Origin of the sequence: Arthrobacter sp. OV608, assembly GCA_900110595.1 — a bacterium.
GTDB lineage: Bacteria > Actinomycetota > Actinomycetes > Actinomycetales > Micrococcaceae > Arthrobacter.
Genome location: FOEZ01000020.1, coordinates 1 through 22,053 on the forward strand (window position 1 = coordinate 1; position 22,053 = coordinate 22,053).

Genomic DNA, 22,053 nt, shown 5'->3' on the forward strand with positions numbered 1-22,053 from the left:
GGCTACCGCAACCCTGCCAATTACAAAGCGGTTATTCTCTTGAGAAGTGCCGTCCTGACGGCGGCATGACACTTATCTCAGGGACCCGTTCCCCCGCGAACCGCGAAGAGCCCACTTAGTTCGGTGCGGACCTCCCGGTCGATGCCCACGGCACTGCGTTTAAGATGGCCTCGCCCCGAGCGTTTGGAGTGGTTCCGGGCTTTTGCTACCTAGGTAATCCGGTTGGCGCGCGTTTCGCTGGCTGTGGCTTGGTCTTGGCTTCCGGGTGCAAGCGGCGGTCCAGGTTCTTGGCGCAGTGACCGGTGTGGACGCTGCCGCAGCTCGTTCTCGTGACGTTCGACATCATCAAATTTGTAAACAGCCGGCCCCGATACCGGCAAGAAAAGCGAAAACGCTGGCCGGGACCATCAAGTCCCCGGCCAGCGCCTCCAAATGTTTTCACTTCTGTGTACTTTAACCGGAAGTCATGTAACCGTCGGGAACGACGACAATCTTGCCGATATGGGTTCTCTTCAGCATGGTCTCCTGGGCGTTAGGGAGCTTTGAGAGCGGAAAGACTTCCTCCACGAGAGGCTTGATTTTTCCCTCCTCTATGAGACCGACGAGACGCGCGAACGTCTCGGGCGTCGGGTTCGTGATCCCGTGCAACTCCAGATCTTTGTAGATAAGCTCCCGGAGGTCGATACGGCTCACCGGTCCACCGATGGCTCCCGCTGTCGCGTATCGCCCCCCGCGCCGAAGCATGAGGAGCAAACTCTCGAACATACTGCCCCCGACAACATCGATAACAACGTCGGCACCACGTTCACCGATGACATCTGCAACGGCAGCCACTAAGTCCGGTTCCTGCCTAGAGACAAATCCGTCGACGCCGAGTTCCCGCAGCCGTGCCTCTTTCCCAGCACTCGCAATTGCGATAACACGGGCGCCACGTGCCTGCGCCAGCTGGATAGTTGCCGTGCCCACCCCGCCGGCTGCGCCAGTGACGACGACTGTCTCGCCATCGCCCAGTTCGGTCCGGGCCAGCATCTCCTCGGCAGTGTCGTAAGAGCAGGGGAAAGTTGCGAGCTCAGCGTCGCTGAGGTCTGTGCTCACGTGATGGGCGTTCACAGATGGCACATGCACATACTCCGCGAATCCTCCGTCCCGGTCACCACCCAGGTATTCAACAATCTGTGCACGGCGAGGAAGCTTCGGATCACGAACAGACGGATCGACGACGATTCGGGTACCGATCCGGCTTTCATCCACTCCATCCCCGACCGCTACGATCGTTCCAGCCACCGAAGCCCCCTGAACGCGGGGAAACGACATTTTCGCGCTATTCCACGTCGCACCGGCACCGTCGTCGCGCCCCGACCGCCCAAGCTCTTCTGAGACGGACTCCTCTACGACTCGGTCGTACCATCCCGTGCGTGTGTTGATTTCGGTATTGTTGAGCGCACACGCACCGACCTTGACCAGCACCTCTCCCGGCCCCGCCACAGGGGTCGGAACATCAGTCCGGTACACCAGCTGGTCGAGCCCACCATGGCCGACGAGCTGGACCGCAGCCATCTTTGTGGGAATGTTCGTAATCGTGGTCACTGATCCCTCTGTCATCTCTGAGTCCTCCCGTTTCTTAAAGGTCGAGCCCCGGCTTGACCATTACGTGCTTAAGCTGGGAGTACTCGTCCAGACCGTGCAGTGATAGCTCGCGGCCGTAACCCGACTCGCCGTATCCGCCGAATGGCATCTCCGACACATTGGGCGTGTGCTGGTTAACCCATACCGTGCCGAAGCGCAGTTCTTTCGTGAAGCGCAGAGTGCGCGCAAGATTGGTCGTCCACACGCTAGCCGACAGGCCGTAATTGACGTCGTTAGCGAGCTGCAGCATTTCATCATCGCTTTTTGCAGACTGGATGCTTACGACCGGGCCGAACACTTCGCTCTGAACGATCTCATCCGTCTGCTTGACGTCTACAATCACGGTCGGCTCGATGAACCAGCCTGGACGATCTGCCTGTCGCCCGCCCGTCTTGATCGTGTTGCCGGCTTCGCGTGCGCGTTCGATGAACCCGAGGACGGACTTCAGTTGCTTTTCTGATATCACCGGCCCCAGTGTCGTGGCAGGATCGGAGGGGTCGCCGAGGACAAGCTCGCTGACTTCCTTGCAGTACGCCTCGACGAATTCCTCGTAGACAGACTCTTCAACGATGATGCGGCAAGCAGCCGTGCAATCCTGGCCAGCGCCCGAATACCCGAAAGTCACGAGATCCCTGGCCGTCTTGCGAATTGGACTATCCGCGAACACCAGCACCGGTGCCTTGCCGCCAAGCTCGAGGCCCACCTTCTTGACGGTCTCCGCGGCCGTTGCTGCCACAAACTTGCCCGTCGAGGTTGCGCCGGTGAAGGCGATCTTTCGGATTCCGGGGTGCTTGGCCATCGCGGTGCCCGCCGATCCGCTACCCAGGATGAGGTTGATTACGCCTTCAGGAAGGAAGCGGTTGGCGATCTCTACCAGCTTGAGGGTACTGAGTGGTGTCACAGTCGCCGGCTTGAGCAGCATAGTGTTCCCGGCTGCGAGCGCCGGCGCGATCTTCCAGGCTCCCATCAGTAGAGGATAGTTCCAGGGCGTGATGAGTCCAACGACCCCGAGCGGCTCCCGCCGAACCCATGAAGTGCTCTCGTTGTCGTACTCGTCGACGGCGGGCGCCGTCGAGATGCGGGCAGCACCCGCGAAGAATCGAAGAACGTCCACGACAGTCGGCACCACGAAGTCGCGCACATCTCCGATTGGAAGCCCCACGTTCAGGCTCTCGATCCGCGCGAACTCGTCGATCTCCTGCTCGACCGCATCAGCGATCTTGAGCAGAACGGCCGCGCGCTCAGCTGGTGAGGTGCTTCCCCAAGTCTTGAACGCCTCCGAGGCTCGCTGCACGGCAGCATCGACGTCGGAATCAGACGCTATGGGGAATCTGGCGATCACTTCTCCGGTCGCCGGGTTGAATACCTTCGAAGCGTCTTCACCGTTCTCATCAGCGAGGTACGTTTCCGCAAAGGCCATAAAGTCCATGCTTTCCAGGGTCATTGTCGAGTTGCTCCTCAGTGGTCGTCGTCCAAGGTTGGGTCACTGTCAAGCTCAATCATCGCGTGCCGCGGTGGGCGCCGCCTCGTATATTTTCTGAAACGAACATAGAAAAGTGAGCCCTGGCACAACTGTCGACGATGTGCTGGCAACTGACGGGCTTTCTGGGTTGCTCCATCTGGGAACACGGATATCCATCATCTGTCATCGCTCACAAGGTGCCGTCCGTTACTTCGTAATCTTCCCTAGCCCCTCGCTCTGCCACTTGGGGAAGGATGTTGGCAAGGCACGGATTACACTCGAGCGACGTCGTTCGAACAACGCCAACTACCACGTGAGGACAAAACAATGAAGCTTGACGCTTATGACTACATCATTGTTGGGGGAGGTTCCGCAGGTTGCGTCCTCGCGAACCGTTTGAGCGAAGATCCAGAAAACCGGGTATTGGTCCTTGAAGCCGGTCACCGATACTCCTCGCTTGATGTCCCCGTGCGAGTGCCCGCAGCATTCCTCTTCCTCATGGGCCACCCCTTTTATGACTGGCGCACCAAATCCGAGCCGGAGACAGGCCTCAAGGGTCGTCGAATTGACCACTATCACGGCAGGGTCATGGGTGGAAGCAGCTCGATTAACGGGATGTTTTATCAGCGCGCCAATCCACTCGTCTACGAGCGTTGGGCCCAAGAGACCGGAACCGAAGAATGGGACTACGCTCACGTACTTCCGTATTTTAAGCGGATAGAGACGTTCAAGGGCTCGGATCCAACCGGTGCGTACCGCGGTCGATCGGGACCTATTCCAGTCAATCAGCATCATCACAACGGATCACGAAACCCGTTGTTCGACGCCCTCTTTGAAGCGGCCAAGCAATCGGGCTACGAACTCGTCAACAATGTGAACGGCTACCGGCAGGAGGGCTTCTCCTCGTTCGACTCAAACATCGAGAACGGTGAACGCTACAACGCTGCGCGCACCTATTTTGCCCCGGCGAAGAAGCGCAAAAACCTCGATGTCATCACAGGCGCGCGAGCAACGCGGGTGGTCTTCGAAGGGACTCGCGCAGTCGGCGTCGAGTTTGCCACCCGGTTTCGGAAGCGGACCATCGCGAGAGGCGCTGAAGTCATTCTGAGCGGCGGCGCGTACAACTCGCCACAGCTGCTGCAGCTTTCGGGCGTCGGTAACGCCGCTGAGCTAAGGGAGCACGGCATCGACGTCGTCGCCGACCTGCCTGGCGTCGGCGAGAACCTGCAGGATCACCTTGAAGCGTTCATCATGTTTGAGTGTAAGCAGCCTGTCTCCAACCAAAGCATCGTCAAAAAGCACACCTACCCGATTACAGGTCTCAAGTGGTTGTTCAATAAGAGCGGGCCGGGTGCGTCGAATCACTTCGAGGGCGGCGGCTTCGTCCGCTCCATCCATGACGCTCCGATGCCGAACCTGATGATGACCATGCTCACGCTCGGCGTGCGGAACGACGGCACCCCCGCAGAGACTCCTCACGCATATCAGATCAACCTCGGTCCGCAACAGCCACAGTCGAAGGGGCACATCAAGCTGCGGAACAGCGATCCATTTGAACAACCCGTTGCGACGTTCAATTATCTGTCCACCGAACGTGATCGCAAGGAGTGGATTGACGGTGTTCGCACTACACGTGCCCTCATGAATCAGCCCGCCTTCGCAGCATTCAACGGCGGCGAGCTCTCGCCCGGCCCTGAAGTCCAGACGGACGAGGAGATCCTCGATTGGGTCTCCCAGGATGCTGAGACGACCTACCACCCATGCGGTACCTGCAAGATGGGGAGCGACGACCAGTCCGTCGTTGATCCCCACAGCTTCCGAGTACACGGCGTTGAGGGCCTTCGAGTTGTTGATGCATCGGTGATGCCTTCTATCCCGAATGCGAACCTTTATGCGCCGGTCATGATGATCGCCGAGAAAGCGGCCGACGTCATCCTCAACAAGGATCCGCTCCCCGCTGAGCACGTCGACTTCTACCGGCATGTTGCGGCGGAGGGTCTCAGCCTCTAACACGAGCATTTGGCCGACCCGCGGGCTTGGGGGCGTCCGCAGCGATCTATCTTATGCGCACGGTGGGCTTGGATCCGAGCCGCCGCTGGTGGCCAATTAGCTTTGTAAATAGGAGTTCTTCAGCCTTTTCACTATGCCCTGATCGTTAGAACGTTCGTATTCGACGAATCCGTCTCCATACTTGTCCCTGTCGTTTCGGTTCCAATCCAGTGTTCTGTCGGCGTGGGGGAGCACGGTGGACAACAATTTTCAACTTGACAGGGACTTTTCATGCACAAGAAGTGGGCCAGAGGGCACCATAGGCTGGCTGACGTCGGGATAGAGATACCAACGCTCCAAGAGTGGGCGAGTTTTGAGGCAGCAGTATCTGCCCCGAGAAAACTGGCATCGGATTTGTTCGATGACTGACTCAGCTGCACCCTCCCGCCTGGTTCCGGCGCTGATTTATGCAGCGCTTTCGACGTCGATCGTGAGTTCGCTCGGCATGTTGCTAGTGCCTGCCATCTCTCGTGAGATGAGTGTTTCAGTCAGCAACGCACAGTGGATGCTCACCGTCAACCTGTTGTCTGGAGCGATTTCAACACCAATAATGGGGCGCCTGAGTGATGGCCCCTACAAGAAGCGGCTTCTTTTAGTCTCTTTGACCGTTATCCTTTTTGGCTCCATGGTGGCGGCCTTGGCACCGAACTTTACGGTATTCCTCGTTGGTCGGGCCCTTCAGGGATTGACCTACGGGATAGTGCCGGTCACGATTTCCCTTGCCCGCCGCTATGCTCCTGTCGACAAAGTGCAGGTTTCTATCTCCAGCTTGTCCGTGACAGTCGCAACCGGGCTGGGATTAGGTTACCCCTTGACGGGGGTAATCGCAGGCCTGACGGATTTTCGGATCGCATTCTGGTTTGCGGTGCTTTTTGTGGTTTCCGCGATCGTGGTCGTCTTCGTTGCAGTTCCGGCTGGACCTGACACGCGTGCCGCACGGTTACCATTCGATTACTGTGGGGCCGCTTTACTCAGTCTAGGACTGGGCGGACTATTGATCAGTGTTAGCGAGGCACCAACCTGGGGGTGGACGTCTCCGTGGACTATGAGCAGCTTTGCTTTGGCCGCTCTCTTTCTGTTCCTTTGGGTCAGGACGGGGCTACGGCTGCGGGACCCTCTGATCAACCTACGAGTATTCAGACACGGTGAGGTCTTGCTCGCTAATGCCACTGGAACCGGATTAGGCGCCGCACTGTATATTGGCCTCTCAATTTCAAGTCTCGTCGCACAAGCTCCTCTGTCCACAGGGTATGGCATAGCCCTCCCGGTCTTCTGGGCTGGATTCGTGATGCTGCCGCTCTCCTTGGGAAGCTTCGCGGCCAACCGCCTGGTCCGCTGGCTCTCACGACGAATAAAGCTAGCAACGCTTCTGCCGATTGGTGCCGGCATTATGACCGGGGCTGGAATGTTGCTCTGGTTTGCACACGATGAACTCTGGGAGATTCTGGTGGGGATGGTCACTTTCGGTGTCGGTATGGGGGCCAGTTACGCCGCAATGCCTGCCCTCATCGCCCGAAGCGTGGCCAGGGCGGAAGTGGGAAGCTCCGTGAGCTTCAACCAGGTCTTACGGTCTGTTGGCGCATCCTTCGGCACCGCCGTTTCCGGTGCTGTGCTCGCGGCGAACATGGCACCTGATCTCCACGCGACCGGGGACGGTATCCGAGCGACCTTCGCGATCGGGGCGCTCATCTGTATGGCGGTATTCGTGGCGTTACTTGTCCACGCATTCGCCAGTCGTCGTCGCGTTACCGGCTAGGACCGTCGGTCATTTTCCGGCTGACCTGTTGAGGCTGGGCTGGGTAGTCTGCTCTGGTCATACTCGCAGCGGAACGTCAGTAACAACTTCGGCTTGGCGGTACTTTAATGCCGGTCCAAGACACCCTCCTACAGCAGCGAGAAGCACGATTCCATAGACACGCTATGTTCTTGGGAGGGCCTGCTCCGGCTGATGAATTAAGTGCCCTTTCGTTCAAGAGCGTTGGTGAGACCAGCTCATTGCAGATGAGCTGGTCGGGGGCCCGACACCGAGGGGTCGGAGGGTCTACTGATGCCGCAGGAAGGCGACGGAGGGCTGGAGAAGAGCCGAGGCTGGGCCTATTCGCTTGGTGGGGTTCCAATGCCCGCGGTATGGGCGGGATCCCATACTCGATCCATATGGGGAGGGAGAAGTTTTGGACCGGCAGGAGAGTGCTCCGTCAGCGATCAGTGGCACAGTCGGGGCAGCGATGGTGAATATCCCGAAGACGCTCCCTCGGACTTCGACCGTTGGCGATGTTCCTTCCCTATTCGCTGATGATCACGTGCACCTGGTCTTGGTTGTCGCGTCAGATGGACGGCCTTTGACCACCATCGAACGTTCTGACATTGCGGCGGAAGCACCCACGAGGCGCCCGCAGTCCATCTGGGAAAACTCGAGGGCCGTACGGCCTCGGAGTGGTGGCCCATCAAATGGACGACGGCGTGGCTCAAGTCCCAGGGACTGCGTCGGTTCGACTCGTCGACGCCGGCTGGTACCTAAGGGGCCTCTGCCTTAAGCGCAGCGGGACAGGATACTGCCACAGCTCGTTGGGAGCAGCTGCGGTGAAGTCCCGTTCCACCAGGTCGTCGTGGGCCGGCGGCCCGGGTCTGCAGTTCAGGCCGCGTTTCTTCGAGAACACCGACCAGATGCCGTGGTCCCGGCATAAGCGTTGGACCCTGTTCTGCCCGCTGCGATGCCCTTCTGAAGGAGTTCGTCGGCGATAGCCCGGTACCCGAATGCCGGGTCGCTGGTGCGACTCAGCATCGTGGTGACACTTATGGCTCGACGCTCTGTTCGGAAACTTTCCAATGTTCGTAGAGGGCGTCCCAGATGATCATGAGTTATGGCCCACACCGTCAGGGATAGCGCCACCTTCCCGACGAAGGTCAGCCGAATTCTATGCTTTCGCGAAGATCGCCAAATCCCCGCGGTAGTGGACGTCGGAAAGATCCATATTGCACACCGGAGTGTCAAGAGTCTTGAACGTTACACAGCGCAAACCCTGAACTAAATGATGACCGTCAAGAGATGGTTGAACCGAGTGGTTGAGCGTGGATGCGCGCGACCACGGATGACAGTAGGAGAAGGTACCATGCAGGTTTTGAAGCAAGGTCGGACGATAGGAAAGGTACGCCGCGGTAGACGGCTCGCAGCGGGCTTGATCGCCGCGGCGCTTGGAGTGGCCCTCACCGCGTGCAGCGGCGGCGGCTCCTCGTCAGGTTCGGCGGCGTCCGACACACTCACCGTCGCACTCCCAATCGATTCGCCCACGAGCTTTGAGCTCACGCAGCAATGTTCGAGCCCAATGTTCCAGCTGGCCTACGAACCGCTAATTCGAATCACGAAGGACGGCGGCTACGAGCCCGGCATTGCTGCGTCATGGCAGTACTCGAGCGACAACACGGTCTTCACGATGAAGATCCGCGGCGGGGTCAAGTTCGCCGACGGAACAGACGTCACGCGTGATTCGGTGCTGAACACGCTGAACTACTACAAGTCGGTGCCCGGGCTCAATGACGGCTACATCAAGCCGTGGAAAATCGCCGCGGTCGATACGGACTCCATCGCGATCACGTCGCCCGCACCGTTCGCCGGTATGGAGTCGATCCTGTCGGACAGCGGTAACTGCAACAACGGCATGATCATCAGCGCTGCTGGGCTCGCCAACCCCGACAAGCTGAAGACCGCGACGTTCGGCGCGGGACCCTATGTCTACGACGCAGCGCAAAGCCAGAACGGCGACCACTACACGTACACGCCGAACCCGCTGTACTACGACAAATCGCGCCAGAACTACAAGAAAATCATTTTGCGTGTGATCGCAGACCAGAACACGGCGATGAACGCGCTGGCCTCCGGACAGATCCAAGTGAACATGACGGGTGGCGCCCAGCTGGCCGATCAGGCCAAGTCCAAGGGTTTCGACAGCACCGTAGGACGAGTGCAAGCAACCGCCATTATGCTGTGGGACAGGGCAGGCGAGCTCACCCCCGAACTCGGCGATGTGCGTGTGCGGCGGGCCATGGCACTGGCCTTGGATCGCGACTCGATCGCCAAGGCAGTCGGAACCGCGATCGCTTCCCAGGACCAGTTCACCGGCGCCGGTTTCCCCGGCCACGACGACAACCTGCCCTCGAAGTACACCTACGACGTCGACCAGGCTAAGAAGCTGTTGGCCGACGCCGGTTACCCCGACGGTTTCTCGATGACTCTCGAAGTGAACAGCGACGACCCTGACGCGACCATCGCAGTGAACGCCGCAGCGGCGCAACTCGCCAAGATAGGCATCAAGCTGGATCTGAAGTCGCTCCCGAACTCGTCCTTCTTCACGGACTTCGCGGCTAAGAAGTACTCCGCCGGCGCTGTTTCGTACGGGCTGTACGGCACGCTCCCGAACGAAGCGTACCGGCTGTACAAGCTGCCTTACTCTGCCGTATGGAATCCGTTCGCTTCGACCGATCCGGATCTCGATAAGGCGTACGACGCACTGAACGCCTCCACAAAAGATACCTTCGAGGCGAATGCGAAGCAGTTCAACGACACGATGACGGCCAAGGCTTGGTACATTCCGATCGTGTCGGTTCCCCAATTTATCTACTCCAAGGGCATCGACGTCGGAAAGCGCGATCCCATGGGTCAATTTGCCATCTCGGCCTGGGCTGCGAAGAAGTAGTTGGTCTGTCGCTGCGGCTCCCGTCACCGGGGGCCGCGGCGCCACTCACCCGAGAGCGCCTCGACTCGCGTCGAAGAGCTCTCGTGACGTGATACTCAAGGAGAGATCATGCTAAGTGTCGTCATACGACGATTGATTGTGGCGGTTCCGCTGATGGGAGTGATCTCATTCATCGTCTTCATGCTGAGTTCGCTCGCGGGCGGGAGCGTCGGGCAGGCCATCCTTGGCCCTACCGCTTCCGCGGAGTCTGTGGCTGCGCTCAATGCGAAGCTCGGGGCCGACCGGCCAGTACTCGTGCAATACGTTGATTGGCTCCGCCACGCGATCACCGGCGACTTGGGTTTGTCAGTCGTCTCTGGTGTGCCAGTGGCCGATACCATCGCATCTCGAATCCCGGTGACGATGTCACTGGCCGTTGGGGCCTTGCTCCTCGTCATCATCCTCGGTGTGACGTCCGGCGCGATCGCTGCCATTCGCGGCGGCATCACCGGACGGTTGGCGGAGGTGCTCGCCGTCCTCGGTCGAGGCCTCCCCAGCTTCTGGCTCGCATTGATCGCCGTTCTCGTATTCGGTGTGAACCTCGCCTGGTTGCCCGTCTCCGGATACGTGCCCTTCGCCGATTCCCCATCGGGATGGATCCAATCGCTGATTCTCCCGGTGGTCGTCCTCGGCGTGTCGGAAATCGCGTTGGTCGCGGTCGTGACACGGGCCGAGATGTTGTCCGCGATGCGCAGTGACTACGTCCGCAGTCTCCGGGCGAACGGCTATCCGTGGAAGCGGATCGTGTTCAAGCACGTTGCGAAGAATGCCGCTGGGCCTGTGCTGACCATGGTCAGCCTGGTGTTCGTCAGCCTGATCGGCGGCACTATCCTCATGGAGCAGATCTTCGGCATGCCCGGTCTCGGCACTCTGATGGTGAGCGCCACCACCAAGCACGACCTGCAAGTCATCCAGGGTCTGGCGGTCTTTTACACGGCTATGGTCGTGGTGGTATTCCTCTTGACCGATATCGCTTCAGGATACCTAAACGCGAAGGCGAGGGCGCGATGAGCGCAGTCATTGAAGGTGCAGCAATTCAAGAACAGTCTCGTCGGGCGGCCGAACGCGGGGCCGGTTTCCTCCCGCGTCTCGTCAGACAACCTATCGCCGTCGCATGCAGCCTCGTTCTGCTCGTCATCGTCTTGGCCTGCGTGTTCGCCGAGTGGGTCTCGCCTTACGGGCCTCTCGACCAGGATTTGCAGAACACGGCCGCAGGGCCAAGCGCGAGCCACCTGCTCGGAACTGACCAGCTCGGCCGCGACATCCTGTCGAGGATGCTCCACGGTGGCCAGGTCACCCTGTTGGGAATCGTGCAGGCAGTGGTGGTGTGCGCCGTTATCGGACTGTTCCTCGGTCTGACCGCGGGTACACTCGGTGGGTGGGTCGAAACGGTCGCCATGCGACTGTGCGACTTGCTGCTCGCTGTACCGGGATTGGTGATGCTGCTGGTCATTCTCGGCATTTATGGGAACAACGAAGCCGCGGCCATGATCACACTGGGCGTGATCATGGCTCCGACACTGGCCCGAGTGGTGTATTCAGCCACGATCGCCGTTCGTGAGGAGCTCTACGTCGCCAGCGCGCGGGTGGCCGGACTGACGAGTTTCCAGATCATGCGCCGCCACATCCTTTCGGGCGTGACCGGGCCGGCGCTGACGCAGATCAGTATCGTGGCCGCTGTGGCGTGCATCGCCGAAGCCGGCATCGGCTACCTCGGACTCGGCGTTGCGCCTCCCGCACCGAGCTGGGGAAACCTGGTGACAGACGCCCAGAACCTGATGCCTATCAGTGCATGGATGCTCGTACCAACCGGTGGCATCATCGCCGTCGTCACTCTGAGCCTCACGCTTCTAGGAAACGGCATCCGTGATGCCTATATGGGCCGGTCGAGCGGTTCGTCGAAGGCTTTCAGCTGGCGCGCGCTCGCTGTGAAGGTCTCCCAGGCTGCGTCTCCGGCAGGCGGAGGAGCAGCACCCCTGGGGCAGGAATCGATCTTGAGCGTGAAGGGCATGACGGTCAGATTGCCGCGGGGCTCGAGCGAAGTCACGATCGTCGACGACGTCAACTTCCATGTGGCGCCGGGAGAGGCAGTCGCGATCGTCGGCGAGTCCGGTTGTGGAAAGTCGATGACCATCTCGGGAGTGCTTCGTGTGCTTCCCATGGGCGCCCACGTGGCAGCCGCCTCGATCTCGTTCAAAGGCGCGGAATTGACCTCGCTAAGCGAGCGCGAGATGAACGCCTACCGGGGAACGGGAATCGGGTTCATCTCGCAGGAGCCGATCTCCAGCTTGAATCCCGCATTCACGGTCGGACATCAGCTGGAAGAGGCGGTCAGGTTGCATCGGGGTGTCGGCAAAGGCAAGGCACGCCAGATCGCCAGGGAGCTCATGGCCCGTGTGCGGCTGCCTGAGCCGGATGCGGTGGCCAAGAAATATCCGCACGAACTATCGGGCGGTATGGCGCAACGCATCGCCATCGCGCGGGCGCTAGCCGGCGAACCAGATCTCCTGATCGCCGATGAGCCCACAACTGCTCTCGATGTCTCGGTGCAGTGTGAGATTCTCGACCTGCTCAGAGACCTGCGCGAACAGACTGGGATGGCGCTCATCCTGGTCACCCACGACTGGGGAGTCGTGGCAGAGGCCTGTGATCGCGCGCTTGTGATGTACGCCGGGCAGGTCGTCGAGAGCGCGGACGTGCGATCGATCATCGCCCATCCTGCGCACCCTTACACTCGGGCACTGTTGCAGTCATCGTCAGTCGGTATCGCTCCACGTCAACTCCTGCCGGTAATCGCTGGCACCGTGCCGGTGCCGGGTTCCTGGCCGCACGGGTGCCGGTTCGCCAGCCGGTGTGTGCTGGCGGAGGACGCCTGTCGCACGGGGCCTATTCCGATGGTGACGCTCGACGAAGGCTCAGCTGCGCGATGTATCCGTACCGACGTGGACGAATTGGTGAGAACATGAGCTCGTTGCTAGAAGTCCGAGACCTGACGGTGATGTACCGCGGACGAGGTCGCCGGAAAGACAAGGTGGCTCTCGAGGGAGTCAGTGTCAGCCTTAATGAGGGAGAAACCCTCGGGCTGGTCGGGGAATCCGGTTCGGGCAAGTCGACTCTGGGAAACACGGTGCTCGGGCTCGTGAAGCCGGAGCGAGGGACAATTCGCTTCGACGGTAGTGACATCGCTGGTCTCACCGGCGCGGCGCGTCGCAAGCTGAGCACCCAGATCCAGGCCGTCTTCCAGGATCCGTACACCTCGTTCAACCCGCATCGAACAATCGAACAGAGCATGGGCGAGACTTTGGCGAATTCGCCGCCGATGTCGCGGGGGGAGAAGCGGGCGCGGGTCGTCGCCATGCTGGATCGTGTGGGCCTCGATAGCTCGGCGCTGTCGAAGTTCCCCGCTCAATTCTCTGGTGGACAGCGACAGCGCATTTCGATCGCGCGAGCGCTCCTCCCCGAGCCGAGGCTCGTCGTCTGTGACGAGTCGGTCTCCGCACTCGACCTGTCGGTGCAAGCTCAGATACTCAACCTGCTCCTGGAACTACAACGCGAGCGCGGAGTGGCCTACCTGTTCATCACGCACGACCTTTCTGTCGTGCGACACATGAGCACGCGCATCGCTGTACTCGAACACGGCAAACTCATCGAGCAGGGCGACGCCGCGGGAGTGACCGACGAGCCTTCTCAGCCGTACACCCGCCGACTCATTTCGGCGTCGTTGAGTGCCGATTCTGAGTTGCAGCGAGACCGCCGATCAACCCGTCGGGCAATGACACGGCTTGCTGCGGATGCGACCGGTGACCGCAGCAAGCGGGCTGACGAGGTTCTCCGAACACTTGAACATCAAGCTGTGACCGAGGTGTTCGCCCAACCTGTTCCTCAGTCTCGAGCGTTGGCGCTTCCGCTTTCCCGGGGCATTGCGGGAGTCGCCGATGTCGACGGCGTCACCGCGCTCAGGGCGGCTGTTCTCGAGCTGGCGCCCCGGACCGCTGAGGCCATGACCCCCGCAGCCATGTTAACTCTCGTCCAAGAGGCGCGAGCGAGAAAGTGCAGCGCCCTGATCTCCCGTGGGCAGTCCGGCGTGCTGTACGGACGAATCCGAGATCTGGCGGTTGCAATCGAAACAGGCGATCGAGCACGCGCACTCGAGCTCGTCGGTTCATTCGACGAGCCGCTCGAGCCGAGCCCTCATCCAAACGGAGCCAGGGCCGGAGCGCACACGATCGAAAGCCAAGCATGAACGAAGAAAATGTCGCCGTGATCTCGTCGGTGACCGCCCAGCCGTCCGTGATCGTCGAGTTCGACGTTCCCGCGCGGATGCGCGACGGTGTTAACCTTCGGGCGGATGTGTACCGACCTTCGGGAGACGGGCCGTGGCCGGCTCAGGTCGTCCGCACGCCGTACAACAAGTCCGGCGCAGCTGACAACCTGTGGAACGGTTTCCCGCCGACCGAGGTTGCCCGCCAGGGGCTTCATTATGGTGATCCAAGACGTGCGGGGACGCTATGCGTCCGACGGCGCATGGGAGCCGCTGCGCAACGAGGGTCACGATGGCGCTGACACGATCGCGTGGGCCGCGGAGCTTGGCGGCTCGAACGGTCGCGTCGGTATGCTCGGCGGCAGCTACTGCGGCCACACACAGTGGCGGGCAGCGATCGAGCAGCCACCTGCGTTGAAGGCGATCACGCCGTTGATGACCTGGGCTGAACCGAGCGAGGCCCTCGTCGCCCGGGGTGGCGCTACGCAGTTTTCGGTCATCGTAGGATGGGCCATGGCTGCGGCGTTCGACTGGTAGTCACGTCAAGGTCTGACGCAGGAGGAGATGGCCAATCGCTCGGCTGCGCTCATCAAAGATCTCGACAACCTCGAAGCGGACGGCTACTGGGGGCTACCGGTAACCGAGTTGCCCGTCTTGAATCGCCACAGAATACCGGTCATGGTCGATCTGGATCTGGCCACCGACGTCGAGGCGACGCAGCACATGCGCTTCGCAGGCCGCCACGACCAGGTCACCATCCCGAGTCTGAACACGGGAGAGTGGTTCGACAGCTGCATCCAGGGCACACTCGACGCCTACACGACGATGCGCGATCTCGGACAAGAGTCACGGCTGATCGTCGGTCCGTGGACACACGTGGACACACGGGGACTTCGGCGGCCAGGTAGGCGTGCAAGACTTCGGGATCATGGCCTCGCGGGATGCGGGAGCGCATCCGTACGGGAGCTGGAGTGACGAGGTGCTGGCGTTCCTGCGTCGCCAGCGCAGCGATGACACTGCTCCTGATCCCTCGCCGCCCGTGAGGATCTTCGTGATGGGCACGAACGTCTGGCGCGATGAGGCCGCGTGTCCCCTGGAACGCGCCCGAACCGAGCGATGGAATCTGCGCTCAGGCGGCGTTCTCAGCACCTCGGCATTGCCCGAAGAGGCGGCGCCGAGCGAGGCCGACTACGACCCGGCGGATCAGGTGCCCACAATCGGTGGCACGATCGGGGTTGGTCCCGGCCGCGGCCCTCGCGACCAGGCGATCGTCGAATCGCGACCGGACGTGCTGGTCTTCACGTCTGAGGTCCTCAAGGAGGACCTCGAGGTCACCGGGCCGATCTGGGCGAGGCTCACTGTCCAAAGCTCCGCCCCGTCGGCCGACTGGATTGCGCGACTCTGCGACGTCGACCAGGATGGCCGTTCTCTGAACCTCACCGATGGCATCTTCCGCATTGTCGACGGTGCGGATACAGCGCAAGAGGTCGAGATCGATCTTTGGGCTACCAGCAATGCGTTCCTGGCTGGTCACCGAATCAGACTCCAGGTGACGAACAGCAGCTTCCCACGCTGGAATCGCAATCTGAACACCGGGAACCAGGGGGTTGCCGACTTCGTGGCAGCTCGCGAGACGCTCTTCCACGACGCCGGTCATCCTTCCTACATCGAGTTGCCGGTGGTTCCGGTCTCTGGGTAGCCGCCCTGACGGTTCACCTCGGCACGTCATATCATCCCCCTATCGTCAGACCCTCTGACGCGAAAATTGTGGTGAGCGGAGTCGTGTTCGCCGGTTGGTGGTCTTAGCAGGTTGGCTGGAGGGGCCGAGGATGACCGTCTAGCTGAGTGTTTCGAGTTGTTTCCTTGCTGCGCAGTGGCTGGCGTCTGGTGCAGTAGTCCGGTCCGGGATCGGCGTAGCATTCGTCGGTGGTGAGCATGTGCCAGATGGCGATGAGCACGGAGTGCTCGACGGCGACGAGGGCTTTCATCGGCCCGCGCCGGGACTTGACGCGCCGGTATTTGGCCGCGAGGTACGTGGTTTGTGATCGGGCCATGGTGAGAGCGGCCGTGCCGAGGGCCCTTCTCCGGGCCGGCTCTTCGTGGACTCGACCCGCCCGTCGGACTCGTCGGCACCGGGGGCGGTGCCGGCCCACGAGGCCAGGTGTCCGGCGGTGGGGAAACGCTCATATCGGCGCGGGTTTCGGCTATGGTGACCTCGGCGGTGCGGTTGCTGATGTCCGGGGTTGTCGGCAGCAGTCCCCGGGCTGGGCTAAAGGGCTGCCGAGCTCATCGATCCGGGCCTGGGGCCGATGTCCTTGCTGTGGGCATCGCGGGGATCTTACGTCGCATGCGGGCCTTGGCCAGATCGGCCAGCACTGCCAGGTCGTTCTGGCCTTCGATCAGGGCCTGAAGCATTGCCCTGCCAGAGACACCGATGATGCCGGTCGCGACCGAGGAGAGTTCGATTCCGGAGTGCTCCAGCATCTTCTCCAGCTGCTGGATCTCCCAGGAGCGTTCATCTTTGATCGCGGTACGGGTCCGGGTCAGATCATGCAGCAGGCGGATGTTCTCGGGAGGGACTCGACAGGCGTGCAGCAGACCGTGCGCGCCGAGCTGCGCCAGCCAGGCAGCTTCGGAAACCTCTTCTCCGAACTAAGAAATTGCGGGGAAATCGTCCATATTACTGTACGTTTCGGGAGCCGGGTAGGCTGATGTTGGTACGGCCGGCGGCTTGAGTGAAGGTGGGCAGGCCGAGTTGGGTCGTGTTTCGGCCCTCGGTTATTTTGGTCGATTTCGGCAAATTCGGCGCGTGCCCCTGGGAGGCTGACTTAGAGGCCTTCGGCTTCTCCGAGCCAGCGGTGGGACTCGGCTTCGGCGATGCGCTCAATGAGGTTGTCGCGGATCTGTGCCAGACGGGGTCTGGCCGTGGGATCGGGCCGCAGCAGCGGGCAGCGCAGGCAACTGTGCTCTTGGATGCAGGGCGTGTGGTAGGAGCGGCCGCACTCGCCGATGGAGACCTTGCGGTTCCAAGTGGCCGATGGACTCGGCCCATTCGGCATCGGTGGGGTGCGGTATTCCTGGTTGGGACGTAGAGCCCGGCGTCGGGCGATGAATTCACGGTGGCCGTTGATGACTTCTTCGGGGTAGACGGCCTTGTATCCCATGGTGGTGTTGATGTCGCCGTGTACCGCGACGAGCTGGGCGATGTGCGGTGGCATGCCGTGCATGATCGCATCGGTGATGAATATGCGGCGGAAGTCGTAGAAGGTGTAGCGCATCGGGCTGCCGCCGCCGTCCTTGATGCCGAGTTCCTGCAGCGCGTGGTCCAGGTATGTGCGTAACGCGGTTTCTGAAACTCCCGGTTGTCGAGACGCCGCCATTGGAACAACAGGGGCAGGGACTGGTTGTAGACGCGTTCGTTTTTGTCGTATGACACGACCCGCGGGACCTAGGGTTGAACGGCGCGGATCCGGGAGACGATCTGGGATAGCACGTCAGCGAGCTCGGGCGAGATGACCAGGATTCGCTCGGCGTCGGTCTTGGAAGGGGCGATCTGCAGCAGGGGAACCAGTGCTTCTGTGTCGGGCAGCCGGTACTGGATCAGGCTGTGGTGTGAGAGCTCACCGAGCTCTTCGATGCGGATGCCCGTGTGCCGCAGCTCCTCGACCATGACCCAGGTCCAGAAACCACGATGCTCTCCGAAGGTCAAATCGCGGCGTGGTCCGCCCTCCGGGTCCTCGGCCCAGACCCGGCCAGCCGAGCAAGCCAGCGGTGGGCGCAGGTCCGCGAGATGCCCATTTCCTTGGCCACAGGGCAATCGGGCGGCCGGCCAGAACGCGTTCGATGATGATCCGCCTATCGTTTGGGGTCAGGCGGGCATTACGGTGGAACATGAGGACCTCTTAGTCGTTGGCTGCGTGTGGTAACCACCAATCTAAGAGGTCTTCACCTATTCGCGATGTAACCAACGTCTCGACTCAGTACAACTAGTGCTTCGTAGGAGAGCGGCATAAGTTGTCTGTTAATGAGCCCATGAGACTCCTAACTTTGACGAGACCCATAACAGTGATGAGGTAGGCAAAGACACCGAACTCGTACCATCCGATCACGTTGCCCAGCGCGCCTTAGAGAACCTTTATTCCCAATACTGATATCTGGAAGACGCAAAGGACGCTTTACAAATCGGATACGTTCAACATTTCAGATTGTGATTCCCAGGCTGCATCAGTCGCCCTCCTGAGCGTAATCCGATGGTGGAAGGGGCTGTTGAAGGAACACATCGTAACCGTCAGCTGTGTGGAAGAGGCGTCGCTCGCCAATCCGTGAGATAACCCAGATGATATTCCGGTCACTAGTCAATGCGTCTACTGTTCCAGCAAAACGGTGATTCCCATTTTTGAGGACTAGATCTTGCCCTACTTCCACCAGAACCCAAGGAATGCTTGACTCTGATGTCTCAGTCCTGGAAGAGGCCCTTGTGCTGGTTGTGCCGGGACCCTCAGCGAATATGGCTTCCATAATCCGGATTCTGCCTACGCGCCTGCATCGCGCCAGTGGACAGGGCTGATGGAAAGCAGAAGCCGGGTGCCGGGGGTTGCGCTGTACTGGACAGTGGTTCCCTTGGGAAGCACAAGCAATTCGTCGGCGTCACCGGTCAAGGTTTCCTTGTGTTCACCATCGATTATGACCAGCCGAGCCTGGCCTTCGATGACGTAAATTGTTTCCTCGTACTGAACGGTCCAGGGGTCGCTGAAGCCGTTCTCCTGGAAGGTCATAATGTATGTTCCAAGCTGCGTGAGCTCGCTGCCGGCCGTTCTATGTTCGATTTTTGCCGGACCAAAGTCGTTCACGTTGCTTGGGTCAAAAGCGGGTTTGTGGTTCAAAGTGATGGCCATGTGGGGCTCCTAAGGGTGTAGTTCGTGCTTCGATGGCCAGCTCGTCTTGTGCGGCGGGCTAGCTGGCTGTGCTCAATTGAGAAAAAGTACCGACACTCAGAGCAGAGGTTTGGATCAGCCCTGCAATGCGCCTTGGAGTGCCAGCGCGACGGGTTCCGGAAGGGGTCGGGAACGGGCCTGAGCTGCGTCGACGTTGACGTAAACGAGTTCGACGTTCGCAACCTCCGTTCCACCACGAGCAATCGATACCTCGATCGCGAAGCTGGAAGTCCCGACGGTTCGGCACTTGACATCAACGTTTAAAAGGTCGTCGAAGTAGGCGGGGGATTTGAAAGAAAGAACTGCACTGACAACCGAGGGATCCGTCCCTTCAGCGACCAGCTTCGGGTAGGGCCAACCAATGCTGCGGAAGAACTCCGTCATCGCTACGTCGGCGACCTCGAGATAGCGGCTGTTGAAGAGAAACCCCTGAGAGTCCACCTCGTGGTTCCTCACACGATGCTGGTACAGGGGCATCAGGCTCCCATTTCTGCCTGGAGCTTGGCGTACAGATCCAGCCTACGAAGTGCCAGGCCGGGTGCTTCGGGTTTCGCCCGTGAGGCAACCAACAGGTCATGGTCCAAGTCGGCGACCAGCAGTTCTTCGTCGGCTGACGCTGTGGTGGCCAGGATCCCGTCGTTGACTCCCACCGTCTTGTCCACGGGCCCGGCGATAAGGGCCCTGCCCACAGCGAACATCGGGGAATCGGTCGGAATGCCGCTTGTACCGAACAGCGGAGACATCACGACGTACAGTTGGTTCTCAATAGCACGCGCCTGACACCCGGTACGTACACGGTGGACGCCCCGCCGGTTCCAAGTGAGCGAAGGGCAAAGAATCATGTCGACGCCTTTGTGCACAAGATAGCGTGAGAGCTCAGGGAACTGGATGTCCGCGCAGATCAGGAGGCCGACAGTAAACGGCCCAATCTTTGTCACTAGGAGTTCATCGCCACCGCGGGCGCCGAGAGCATGCTCCTGAGGTGTGAGGTGTATTTTGTCCTGGGATTCGAACCGACCGTCCGGGTGCGCGATGTAAGCGGTATTGCGCAGCGAACCGTCTTCGGCGACCCGGTTGTGACTTCCACCAGCAATCACGATGTTGTAATCCCGGGCCATTCTGCCCGTCCCCTCAACGACGTCGTTTGTGAACTCCGGTAAGAACTTCCAATAGTCCGATGTGATTGTGGCAGTAGTGACTTCATGATCGGTGACAGCTCCGAGAAGCCCCGTACTTGCGAGCTCGGGGAAAAGCACGAGTTCGGCCTGTTGCTCCGCCGCGCGCTTTACTAGTCGCTCTACATGATCCAGATATTGGCGGAGGGTCCTCTCCGGCCGAAGCTCGAACTGAACGGTGGCTACCTTTAGTGACGCTTTGGTCATAGGAATCTCCTGTCTGAGAAGTCGGCCGTCTCTGATCGGCGATTCTTCCATTTATGTTCTTCCCGCGGTCGCGGACGAGCTGGTCGGCAGGTCGTAGAAGGAACTTTCAGGTGGTACATGGCGTTATATGGCTATCCATGTGCCGGACCGACCCATGCAATAGACGCTAATGGAGCGTCGAAGGGCTGAACACTAGAAGGATTCCGACAGGGTAGCCAATGATTTGGTCCTCAGGCCAAAGGCCAGGACCACTGGCCAGCCGCTAAGGCTTTTGACATGGCATCGAGTACTGGAAAGCTACTCTCCCAAGGCTCTCAGGGCCGACCGGTTCATCTTCAAGGCACCAGCAAAGACGCTGGCCTCCCCGGCGATGACCTCCGCCATTACCTGGCCGCAGATGGGCCCGCTTGCGATGCCCCAGGCGTGACCGACATTGATGTAGGCGCCGTCAGCGCGATCGACGATGGGCAGGTGGTCACTTGTTTCGCATCCGAGGCCTGCCCAAAGACCGGTAACGCCGTAGTCAGCCAGGGTTGAGTATCTGTCCAGGGTTGTGGAAACCATAGCGTTTGTAGCGTTAATGCTTATGTGGGGATTGAGGGAACCCCGTCCGTCAAAACTGTTGCCAATGAATATTGACCCTCCACGGTTTTGGGCGATCGAGTCGTCATAGTCAACGAAAGAGGACCCAGACGCCCCGCCAGGGCCCTCTCCAGCGATGGAGCTGTTTGGGCGAGGAAAAACCGCGGGGTCATAAGTTGGAAGGTCAGTAAGCGCCCCGCATCCGTAAACTCCCCTGGGTCCATGCATTATGGCGTTCAAGCGCGTGTCTACGGGCTGAGTCAGCATCTGACCTACTCTGGCGGTGCCGATGGGAACATCGATTCCCTCGGCCCGGAGGTTGGTTGACCAAGCGCCCGTTGCCCACACCACGCCTGATGCATGAATCTCGCCCCGGACAGTGCGTACCCCTGTTACGGTTTCGCCATTTCGCAGGGTCGAAAGAACAGAGGTGTTTTCAAAAGTCCGGATCCCGGCCCGGACACAGGCGCTGGCCAGAGCGTTGACGAACTGCACACCATCTATTTGGGCATCATCGGCGCAAAAGACGGCTCCGAGAGCACCCTCCGGAAGGATGGAGCAATGCTTCTGAGCCTCCTCCCGACTGATCAGGGTTGCATTCAGGCCAGCTGCCCGACGGTTGGCAGCATAGTCTTCAAGAACCCGGCCCTGTGCTTCACTTTCGAAGAAAAAAAGGCCGCCTGCATTGCGGTAATCAAACACGTCGCCAAGTTCGCTTAGGTAGTCCTGGTACTTTTCCTTGCCGGCTTTGGCGAGTGACAGTTCGTCCCCTGTGCGCCTCGTCTGCAGCCAAAGGGAGCCCGGGTTTCGTCCGGAAGCACCGTAGGTAGGAAAACGCTGCTCCACGACGACGACGTCGAATCCCCGCTTGCGCAGCTCCCAGGCGGTGCAAAGCCCCACAATTCCTGCTCCTATGACGACGATGTCACCTGTCGCCAGTGTGTCAGAGCTCATGGCAAGATACCTTCTTCCTCGGGGCTTCCTGTGGCCCTCTTCGCTAGTCTTCCAGATAGACGAATCCGATAGC

Annotated in this window: 17 protein-coding genes and 5 pseudogenes; 10 read left to right on the plus strand and 12 right to left on the minus strand. The window is 60.3% G+C overall.

Features of this window, described 5'->3' with window-relative positions; translation table 11 throughout:
* Nucleotides 1-453: 453 nt before the first annotated feature.
* Together BMX78_RS19060 and BMX78_RS19065 are read right to left on the minus strand one after the other, a co-directional pair.
* A complete protein-coding gene (locus BMX78_RS19060; protein WP_091422907.1) occupies nt 454-1,602 on the minus strand; it encodes an alcohol dehydrogenase family protein in 1,149 nt (382 codons plus the stop codon).
* Nucleotides 1,603-1,621: 19 nt separating this feature from the next.
* A complete protein-coding gene (locus BMX78_RS19065; protein ID WP_091422912.1) occupies nt 1,622-3,070 on the minus strand; it encodes an aldehyde dehydrogenase family protein in 1,449 nt (482 codons plus the stop codon).
* A gap of 345 nt (nt 3,071-3,415) precedes the next feature.
* On the opposite strand from BMX78_RS19065, the gene BMX78_RS19070 reads away from it, so the two are divergent.
* On the plus strand, nt 3,416-5,098 hold the full coding sequence (locus BMX78_RS19070) for a choline dehydrogenase (RefSeq protein ID WP_091422916.1): 1,683 nt from the start codon (nt 3,416-3,418) through the stop codon (nt 5,096-5,098).
* Between the two features lie 400 nt (nt 5,099-5,498).
* On the plus strand, nt 5,499-6,893 hold the full coding sequence (locus BMX78_RS19075; protein WP_091422919.1) for an MFS transporter: 1,395 nt from the start codon (nt 5,499-5,501) through the stop codon (nt 6,891-6,893).
* 799 nt (nt 6,894-7,692) lie between these two features.
* On the opposite strand, the pseudogene BMX78_RS19080 reads toward BMX78_RS19075, so the two are convergent.
* Nucleotides 7,693-7,907, minus strand: a pseudogene (locus tag BMX78_RS19080) (IS3 family transposase); the annotation flags it as partial.
* A gap of 340 nt (nt 7,908-8,247) precedes the next feature.
* On the opposite strand from BMX78_RS19080, the gene BMX78_RS19085 reads away from it, so the two are divergent.
* From BMX78_RS19085 to BMX78_RS19115, 8 genes and pseudogenes are all read left to right on the plus strand, one after another.
* Nucleotides 8,248-9,828 (plus strand): ABC transporter substrate-binding protein, encoded by a 1,581-nt coding sequence (locus tag BMX78_RS19085; protein WP_170850882.1) that lies wholly within the window; start codon nt 8,248-8,250, stop codon nt 9,826-9,828.
* A gap of 108 nt (nt 9,829-9,936) precedes the next feature.
* Complete coding sequence (locus BMX78_RS19090; RefSeq protein WP_091422925.1) at nt 9,937-10,878, plus strand: ABC transporter permease; 942 nt, start codon at nt 9,937-9,939, stop codon at nt 10,876-10,878.
* Complete coding sequence (locus tag BMX78_RS19095; RefSeq protein WP_091422929.1) at nt 10,875-12,833, plus strand: dipeptide/oligopeptide/nickel ABC transporter permease/ATP-binding protein; 1,959 nt, start codon at nt 10,875-10,877, stop codon at nt 12,831-12,833. Before BMX78_RS19090 ends, BMX78_RS19095 begins: the two co-directional genes overlap by 4 nt.
* Nucleotides 12,830-14,110 carry an ATP-binding cassette domain-containing protein gene (locus tag BMX78_RS19100; protein ID WP_091422932.1) on the plus strand — a complete coding sequence of 427 codons (1,281 nt, stop codon included), beginning with the start codon at nt 12,830-12,832 and terminating at the stop codon, nt 14,108-14,110. Before BMX78_RS19095 ends, BMX78_RS19100 begins: the two co-directional genes overlap by 4 nt.
* Nucleotides 14,107-14,313 (plus strand): annotated as a pseudogene (locus BMX78_RS23730) (CocE/NonD family hydrolase); the annotation flags it as partial. The gene BMX78_RS19100 and the pseudogene BMX78_RS23730, both read left to right, overlap by 4 nt.
* Nucleotides 14,216-14,665, plus strand: coding sequence for a CocE/NonD family hydrolase (locus BMX78_RS19105; RefSeq protein ID WP_139205033.1), 450 nt, complete (start codon nt 14,216-14,218; stop codon nt 14,663-14,665). The pseudogene BMX78_RS23730 and the gene BMX78_RS19105, both read left to right, overlap by 98 nt.
* A gap of 27 nt (nt 14,666-14,692) precedes the next feature.
* Complete coding sequence (locus BMX78_RS19110) at nt 14,693-15,103, plus strand: CocE/NonD family hydrolase (protein ID WP_091422945.1); 411 nt, start codon at nt 14,693-14,695, stop codon at nt 15,101-15,103.
* Nucleotides 15,057-15,827, plus strand: a complete 771-nt coding sequence (locus tag BMX78_RS19115; protein WP_286139159.1) for a CocE/NonD family hydrolase — start codon at nt 15,057-15,059, stop codon at nt 15,825-15,827. The genes BMX78_RS19110 and BMX78_RS19115 overlap by 47 nt, the downstream gene beginning before the upstream one ends.
* Nucleotides 15,828-16,001: 174 nt before the next feature.
* On the opposite strand, the pseudogene BMX78_RS23485 reads toward BMX78_RS19115, so the two are convergent.
* The 9 genes and pseudogenes from BMX78_RS23485 to BMX78_RS19160 all read right to left on the minus strand — a co-directional run.
* A pseudogene (locus BMX78_RS23485) lies at nt 16,002-16,414 on the minus strand (transposase); the annotation flags it as partial.
* 41 nt (nt 16,415-16,455) lie between these two features.
* Nucleotides 16,456-16,771 (minus strand): annotated as a pseudogene (locus tag BMX78_RS23490) (IS110 family transposase); the annotation flags it as partial.
* Between the two features lie 185 nt (nt 16,772-16,956).
* Complete coding sequence (locus BMX78_RS22865; RefSeq protein WP_170850883.1) at nt 16,957-17,508, minus strand: site-specific integrase; 552 nt, start codon at nt 17,506-17,508, stop codon at nt 16,957-16,959.
* A 68-nt stretch (nt 17,509-17,576) separates the two neighbouring features.
* Nucleotides 17,577-17,798 (minus strand): hypothetical protein, encoded by a 222-nt coding sequence (locus BMX78_RS23195; RefSeq protein WP_091422961.1) that lies wholly within the window; start codon nt 17,796-17,798, stop codon nt 17,577-17,579.
* 71 nt (nt 17,799-17,869) lie between these two features.
* A pseudogene (locus BMX78_RS23495) lies at nt 17,870-18,021 on the minus strand (helix-turn-helix domain-containing protein); the annotation flags it as partial.
* Between the two features lie 639 nt (nt 18,022-18,660).
* Nucleotides 18,661-19,023, minus strand: a complete 363-nt coding sequence (locus BMX78_RS19145; RefSeq protein ID WP_091422962.1) for a EutQ-related cupin domain-containing protein — start codon at nt 19,021-19,023, stop codon at nt 18,661-18,663.
* A 114-nt stretch (nt 19,024-19,137) separates the two neighbouring features.
* A complete protein-coding gene (locus BMX78_RS19150; protein WP_091422967.1) occupies nt 19,138-19,539 on the minus strand; it encodes an acyl-CoA thioesterase in 402 nt (133 codons plus the stop codon).
* A complete protein-coding gene (locus BMX78_RS19155) occupies nt 19,539-20,444 on the minus strand; it encodes a nitrilase-related carbon-nitrogen hydrolase (protein ID WP_170850884.1) in 906 nt (301 codons plus the stop codon). The genes BMX78_RS19150 and BMX78_RS19155 overlap by 1 nt, the downstream gene beginning before the upstream one ends.
* A gap of 297 nt (nt 20,445-20,741) precedes the next feature.
* Nucleotides 20,742-21,980, minus strand: a complete 1,239-nt coding sequence (locus BMX78_RS19160) for an NAD(P)/FAD-dependent oxidoreductase (protein ID WP_091422976.1) — start codon at nt 21,978-21,980, stop codon at nt 20,742-20,744.
* Nucleotides 21,981-22,053 lie beyond the last annotated feature (73 nt).